This window comes from Williamsia sp. z34, from assembly GCF_059553395.1.
On record NZ_JCANWW010000004.1, the window covers coordinates 48377 to 54887 of the forward strand.

Here is a 6511-nt window from a genome sequence, read left to right on the forward strand (position 1 = left end):
GCGATCTTAAGTTTTTCTCAGCCCCACTCCGAGCCCGAATCCAGGTTCCGTTCCGACGCTGAAGGAAAGCCCATGACCGATGTTCAATCCCCAGACTCAGAGGTCCCGACAAGTCACCACAACGCCGCCGGCGAGAGCGTCATCAAGCTCAGCTACGACCAGCGGCTGACCAACGAGGATCTGGCTCCGCTCCGGAACCAGACCTGGACCTGGTACAACATCTTCGCGTTCTGGATGTCGGACGTGCACAGCGTCGGCGGATACGTGTTCGCGGGCAGCCTGTTCGCCCTCGGCATCGCCGCCTGGCAGGTTCTGGTCGCACTCGTCGTCGGCATCGTGATCGTCAACGTGCTGTGCAACCTGGTGGCCAAACCCTCTCAGCAGGCCGGCGTGCCCTATCCGGTCACCACCCGCATCGCCTTCGGTGTCCGCGGGGCCAATGTTCCCGCCATCATTCGCGGCCTCATCGCCGTGGCGTGGTACGGCATCCAAACATACCTGGCCTCAGTCGCTTTCGGCTTGTTGGCCCTCAAGTTCTGGCCGTCGCTCGACAAGTACAGCGAAAGTGGTGACATGTCCTTCCTGGGGCTCTCACCACTGGGCTGGGCCGGCTTCATGCTCATGTGGGTACTGCAGGCCGTGGTCTTCTGGAACGGCATGGAGACGATCCGCAAGTTCATCGACTTCTGCGGTCCCGCGGTCTACGTCGTCATGGTCATCCTCGCGGGCTATCTGATCTGGAAGGCCGGCTGGGACAACGTCAGCTTCGATCTGTCGGTGGGTGAATCGAAGACCGGCTGGGCGTCGATCACCGCACTCATCTCGGCGATAGCCCTTGTGGTGTCGTACTTCTCGGGTCCGATGCTCAACTTCGGCGACTTCTCGCGGTACGGCAAGTCGTTCAGCGAGGTCAAGAAGGGCAACTTCTGGGGCCTGCCGGTGAACTTCCTGTTCTTCTCAATCCTGGTGGTGTGCACGGTTTCTGCCGGTGCCACCGTGATCGGCAAGGACGACGCGGGCAACATCATCACCGACCCGGTCCACATCGTGGACAAGATCGACAACACCACTGCCGCAGTCCTCGGTGTGCTCACCTTTGCCATCGCGACCATCGGCATCAACATCGTGGCCAACTTCGTCTCCCCCGCATTCGACTTCTCGAATGTGGCACCGACCAAGATCACCTGGCGCACCGGCGGCATGATCGCCGCAGTCGGATCGATCCTCATCACGCCGTGGAATCTCTACAACAATCCCGACGCGATCCACTACACGCTGGACACCCTCGGTGCGGTGATCGGACCCCTGTTCGGCATCCTGATCGCCGACTTCTACCTCATCAAGAAGCAGAAGATCGACGTCGATGACCTGTTCACGATGGATGAGAACTCGCAGTACTACTTCCGCGGGGGCGTCAACCCGGTGGCGGTCTTCGCCACGGTCATCGCCGCGCTCGTCCCGATCGGTGTGGTCATCTGGGGTACCGCGTACCAGGCAAGTTTCACGTGGTTCATCGGTGCCGCGATCGGATTCGTCCTGTACATGGTGGGCATGAAGTACCTGCCGCAACATCTGATCTATGGGACCCGTCCGGCACCCATCGAGGCCTGACAACCCCGATGATGTGGCCTTTTGGCGGCCGCGGCCTGCGGTTTTGTTCGCCAAAAGGCCACATCATCGGTGAGCACATTTCGATCAGGAGAAGTTATGCGCATCTGCGCCATCAACCCGAACACCACTGCGTCGATGACCGACCGGATCGCGGTCGCCGCCCGTTCGGTGGCCGGACCTGACACCGACATCGTGGCGGTCACCTCCGCCATGGGGCCCGCCTCGATCGAATCGCATTACGACGAGGCCCTCGCGGTGCCGGGGTTGCTCGACGCGATCCTCACCTCGCAGCGCAGCGAGAGCCCCGCGGACGCATACCTACTCGCCTGCTTCGGGGACCCCGGTCTCGATGCCGCCCGCGAGATCGCGCCCGTCCCGGTCATCGGTATCGCCGAGGCCGCCATGCACACCGCATCCCTGCTCGGTCGCAGGTTCTCGGTTGTCACCACCCTGTCCAGGACCATCGGACGGGCCGAAGAACTCGCCGAGCGCTACGGGATGGCGAAGCACTGCCGGGGATTTCATGCGTGCGAGGTCCCGGTCCTGGAACTCGAGACGAACCCGGACACCGCGGCGATCCTCATCGAGGCGTGCGGATCCGCCGCGGAATCCGACGGCTCCGACGCCATCGTGCTCGGATGCGCCGGCATGGCCGACCTGGCTCAGACCATCAGCACGAAGATCGGTCTACCGGTGATCGACGGCGTTGCCGCCGGGACCGTGTTGTTGCAGTCGCTGATCACCCTCGGGATGGCGCCGTCGGGGACCGGAGAGTTGGCGCCACCGGGGCCCAAGAACTACGCGGGACTCCTGACCCGCTTCGGCGTCCCCGGCGCGGGGATCTGATTCGCCGCCCGGTCTCGATAACCGGCCGTCGACGAAATCCAATTGCCGTCGACAATTCAGGATAAAACGTCTCTACCTGAGCAAATCCGCAAATATCGACCTTGAATTTCAATTGCCCAACCGGTGCGCGCATAATCGGTTGGGATGAATAGACCAACATTGTCACTGGTAATACCCGCCTACAACGAAGCCGAGACCATCGGCTGGTTGTTGAGTTCGCTGGAGACCGAACTCGACGAGCTCGACGAAGTCATCGTTGTCGACAACAACTCGACCGATGACACCGCGGCAATCGCCGCCTCGTTTTGCGAGCGGATCCCCCGATTACGGCTCGTCAAGGAGACGAAGCGGGGTGTCATCGCGGCCCGGAACGCCGGATTCGATGCTGTCCGCAGCGACATCATCGGGCGCCTCGACGCCGATACGCGCGCCAAGCCCGGCTGGGCGGCCGCCGTCCGCGACTTCTTCGCCACGGCCGATCCCACCATCGGGGCCGGCACCGGTTTCTTCGACCAATACGACATGCCATTGCAATGGATTCATCGCCGCCTGGTCACCGTGGCGATGTCGAACGCCGACCGCAACGGTGGAGAAGTCTCGTCGCTCTTCGGTGCGAACATGGCGATCCGGCGACAGACCTGGGAGAAGATCCGGCCGAACCTGCTCGAGCAGGACGGGATCTTCGACGATCTCGACATCACCCTGTGCACCAAGGAGTCCGGTCAGCGCAGCGTGTTCATCCCGAACATGGAAATCTCTGCGTCCGGACGTCGCATGCTCTCGGACACCGAGGTCTACCGCCAGTTCACCGCGTACATGCCGGCGACCCTGCAGGCCCGCGGCATGCCGGAGGCGGCCAAGCGTTCCTGGGCGAACGTACGCACGATGCGCCTACTGCACCGGATCTTCTGGGTGCCCGTGCGGGCCTGGGATCCCGTCAAGCGCCGGTATTCGCCCCGCCTGCTCTTCTCCGAGCGCCAACAGCGCGTTCTGCCGTACGGGACCGCCGGCTGAGCCGGAGTCGGTCTCGTTCGTCGACGCAGGACGACGCCATCGGCCCCGGCCGGAGCCGAGAAACATGTCAATTCGACAACGGTTTCACCGGGGACGGGCGAAAAAGATTGACAGTAGAAATTCAGTGGACGCCCGTACCCGGAGAAACCCAAAATTCGCACGCAGAGAATACACGACAGTAAATCTGCGACGCAGCTGGTGACAATCGAGAATGCGCGGCATGCGACCATGAATTACCGGGACTAACTAACCCGAAGTCGAATCGCAGCAGGAGGTTGCAGATAATGCCTGATTGGCGTCGCCGGGCCGGCGGATCAATTGTTACGGCGCTGCTCGTTGCCGGCACCTGCCTCGGATTGGCGGCACCCGCCCAGGCCGCACCGGTCCAATCACCGCCGGGCGCCAACGACGACTCGTGCGTTCCGTCCGCCGAGCACCCTCGTCCGGTTGTTCTCGTCCACGGCACGTGGGCCGACATGAGCACCACCTGGCAGGCCCTGTCCCCCGCCCTGAAAAGCGAGGGTTACTGCGTCTACGCCCTGAACTACGGTGCGGGTGTCCCGGGATCGGGCCAGAACCTGCTCGACCTGGTCGGCGGCGACTCCGTCGTCCGGTCCGCACAGACGCTGGCCGAGTTCGTCACGCAGGTCCGGCGGCAGACCGGCGCCGCCCAGGTCGATCTGATCGGCCATTCTCAAGGCGCCCTGGTGGCACGCGAGTACCTGAAGAACGCGGGCGGCACCAACAACGACGATCCGGCACAGAACGCGGTGCACACGCTCATCAGCCTGGCCGGCACCAACCAGGGCACCAGTTTCCATCTGAACCAGGGACTCGGTGCCATCGCGCAATCGCTCGGGATCCCGGTGATCGAACTGTTCAATGCCGCAGTCGGTCCCTCGTATGTCGAGCAGATGGCGGGATCACCGTTCCTCGGCGACCTGAATGAAGGTGGCGACACCCGGCCCGGCGTCGAGTACGTCGCCATCGCGACGCGCGACGACATGATGGTCACACCGGCCGAGAACGCTTTCCTCGTCCCCTCCCCCGGCCACACGGTGCGCAATGTCTGGGTCCAGGACGGCTGCGCCGCAGCGAAAGTCGACCACATGCAGGTCACCAGCGATCCCCGCGCGATGTGGCTCACGCTCGACGCGTTGGATCCGGGGTACGGCGCAACACATCCCGCCCCCTGCCCCTGAGCGAGGCCGTGATCGCTGCAACCGAATTCGGTGTCGTACCTCTGATTTAGACTCAAATGTATGTTCGAGGGGGAGATCGAAGATGCAGGTGGGGACGATGAAATCGGTCCTGTCGAGTCGCTGGGTGTCAACGAGTTGTTGCGTAACACCGAGCTCGCGATGGCCCAGCAGTCGCGGATGGAGTGGGAACGGTACGCCGCTGCGGCGATGCTGCACCGACATCTCGTTGAGCCCACTGCCGGGTCTGAAGCGGAGATGCGCGCCCTTGATCCGTTCGCGCAGTGTGCGGCGAGATTATCTGCCGCACAAGGTCTGACGCAGCGGACCGCGGAGCTACAGATCAACCGTGGGGTGGCGCTGCGGGACCGGCTGCCCGCGGTCAATGCGTTGTTGAAAGCCGGCCGGATCGCCGCGCACCATATTCCGGACATCATCGCCCGCACGGAGTTGATCGAGGGTTCGGCCCATATGGCCGATATCGATCGTGAGATCGCCGAAGCACTGGGTCGGCGGGGGTCGTGGTCGAAGTCCCGGATGCGGGACATGGTCGATACCATCATCTTCCGCCGGGATCCGGATCTGGTGCGCAGTAACCGGGAAGACGCGAAAAACAACCGTGGGGTGTGGGCCAACAACGCCGACCACGGGATGGCCGTGATGGACGCACACGGCAGCGCCGAAGAGATGACCATGATCATGGCCCGCCTGGAAAAACTGGCCATGTCCACCTGCAAAGCTGACCCACGCCGCAAAGCCGACCGGATGTCCGATGCCCTGTTCGCCACGGTGATGGCCCGCGAGTTCTACTGCCAGTGCCCGAATGACCCCAAACATCCGTGCACCGCCGAGATCGTCACGATGCCTGCCGGACAGGTCATCTCCGGCGTGGACGTAAAGATCGTGCTGCATGTGATCGCCGACCAAGCCACCCTCGACGGTCGCGCCGAGAATCCAGGCTTCATGGACGGCCATGGCGTCGTCTCCGGCGACCATGTTCGCGATATCGCCAAACGACCAGAGACCGTGCAGCGGCCCATGGGCAACACGACCACGCCTGCCACATCTGCCGAACCTGAACACGCAGAACCTGAACCCGCACAGCCACAATCACAGCCCCAGCCTGACCCCGAGCCCCAGCCTGCGCCGACACCTCGGCCGGACGATGATCCAGATGCCACACCGAATAGGCAGAACGTCTACCTGCGGGCTCCAGCGGACATGACCGAAGCGCCATTCCCGCACGTGGTACCGATGCCGGCCACCCAACCCGGCGACACGTACCGGCCCTCCGCGGTCCTCGACAGCTACCTTCGGATCCGCGACATCTACTGCATGTGGCCCGGCTGTGAACACAAAGCCTGGGGCGCCGACCTCGACCACACCCGCGAGTACAACCACAACGACCCAGAGACCGGTGGCTGCACCCATCCCTCAGAGATGAAGACACTGTGCCGTTTTCACCATCTACTCAAGACGTACAGCGACTGGCTCGACGATCAATACCCCGACCCCGAGACCGGACAGCCCCGACTGATCTTCACCACCCCCGAACACCGCAACTACCACGGCCCGGGATGGACCGGCGACGACCTGTTCCCGACACTGAGGTTGATCGTCTTCGACAACCAACGCGGCTCACCGAACCGGCCACCGCCGGGACCACCGTCAAGAAGTAAACCGCGCACCGCTGCCAAACACGCGCGCCGCCAACAAGAACGACTACTCAACCGCCGACAACGTGGATGCGAAGAGCAGCGCGCACGGACAGCCCGCGAAGAGCGAGGAAGGAACAGCCCGCCACCGAGCTATTAGGTGTCCTTCCCCGCGCGGAAGTCTGC

At 63.3% G+C, this 6511-nt stretch carries 5 protein-coding genes; all 5 read left to right on the top strand.

The features are described 5' to 3' along the window. Positions 1 to 72 precede the first annotated feature (72 nt). The 5 genes from AC51GT_RS11740 to AC51GT_RS11760 all read left to right on the top strand — a co-directional run bounded on the left by AC51GT_RS11740 (position 73) and on the right by AC51GT_RS11760 (position 6485). Positions 73 to 1611, top strand: coding sequence for an NCS1 family nucleobase:cation symporter-1 (locus AC51GT_RS11740; RefSeq protein WP_496323288.1), 1539 nt, complete (start codon positions 73 to 75; stop codon positions 1609 to 1611). A 96-nt stretch (positions 1612 to 1707) separates the two neighbouring features. Further along, positions 1708 to 2457, top strand: coding sequence for an aspartate/glutamate racemase family protein (locus AC51GT_RS11745; protein ID WP_496323287.1), 750 nt, complete (start codon positions 1708 to 1710; stop codon positions 2455 to 2457). Positions 2458 to 2601: 144 nt separating this feature from the next. Continuing rightward, entirely contained in the window at positions 2602 to 3471 is an 870-nt protein-coding gene (locus AC51GT_RS11750) for a glycosyltransferase family 2 protein (protein WP_496328855.1), read from the top strand. A 284-nt stretch (positions 3472 to 3755) separates the two neighbouring features. Continuing rightward, entirely contained in the window at positions 3756 to 4673 is a 918-nt protein-coding gene (locus tag AC51GT_RS11755) for an esterase/lipase family protein (protein ID WP_496323285.1), read from the top strand. Positions 4674 to 4733: 60 nt separating this feature from the next. Continuing rightward, positions 4734 to 6485 carry an HNH endonuclease signature motif containing protein gene (locus AC51GT_RS11760; RefSeq protein ID WP_496328856.1) on the top strand — a complete coding sequence of 584 codons (1752 nt, stop codon included), beginning with the start codon at positions 4734 to 4736 and terminating at the stop codon, positions 6483 to 6485. Positions 6486 to 6511 lie beyond the last annotated feature (26 nt).

Excerpts from the sequence above, each read along its gene's own strand:
- AC51GT_RS11760 (WP_496328856.1), top strand. The coding sequence starts at position 4,734 with ATGTTCGAGGGGGAGATCGAAGATGCAGGTGGGGACGATGAAATCGGT.
- AC51GT_RS11745 (WP_496323287.1), top strand. The coding sequence starts at position 1,708 with ATGCGCATCTGCGCCATCAACCCGAACACCACTGCGTCGATGACCGAC.
- AC51GT_RS11755 (WP_496323285.1), top strand. The coding sequence starts at position 3,756 with ATGCCTGATTGGCGTCGCCGGGCCGGCGGATCAATTGTTACGGCGCTG.
- AC51GT_RS11750 (WP_496328855.1), top strand. The coding sequence starts at position 2,602 with ATGAATAGACCAACATTGTCACTGGTAATACCCGCCTACAACGAAGCC.
- AC51GT_RS11740 (WP_496323288.1), top strand. The coding sequence starts at position 73 with ATGACCGATGTTCAATCCCCAGACTCAGAGGTCCCGACAAGTCACCAC.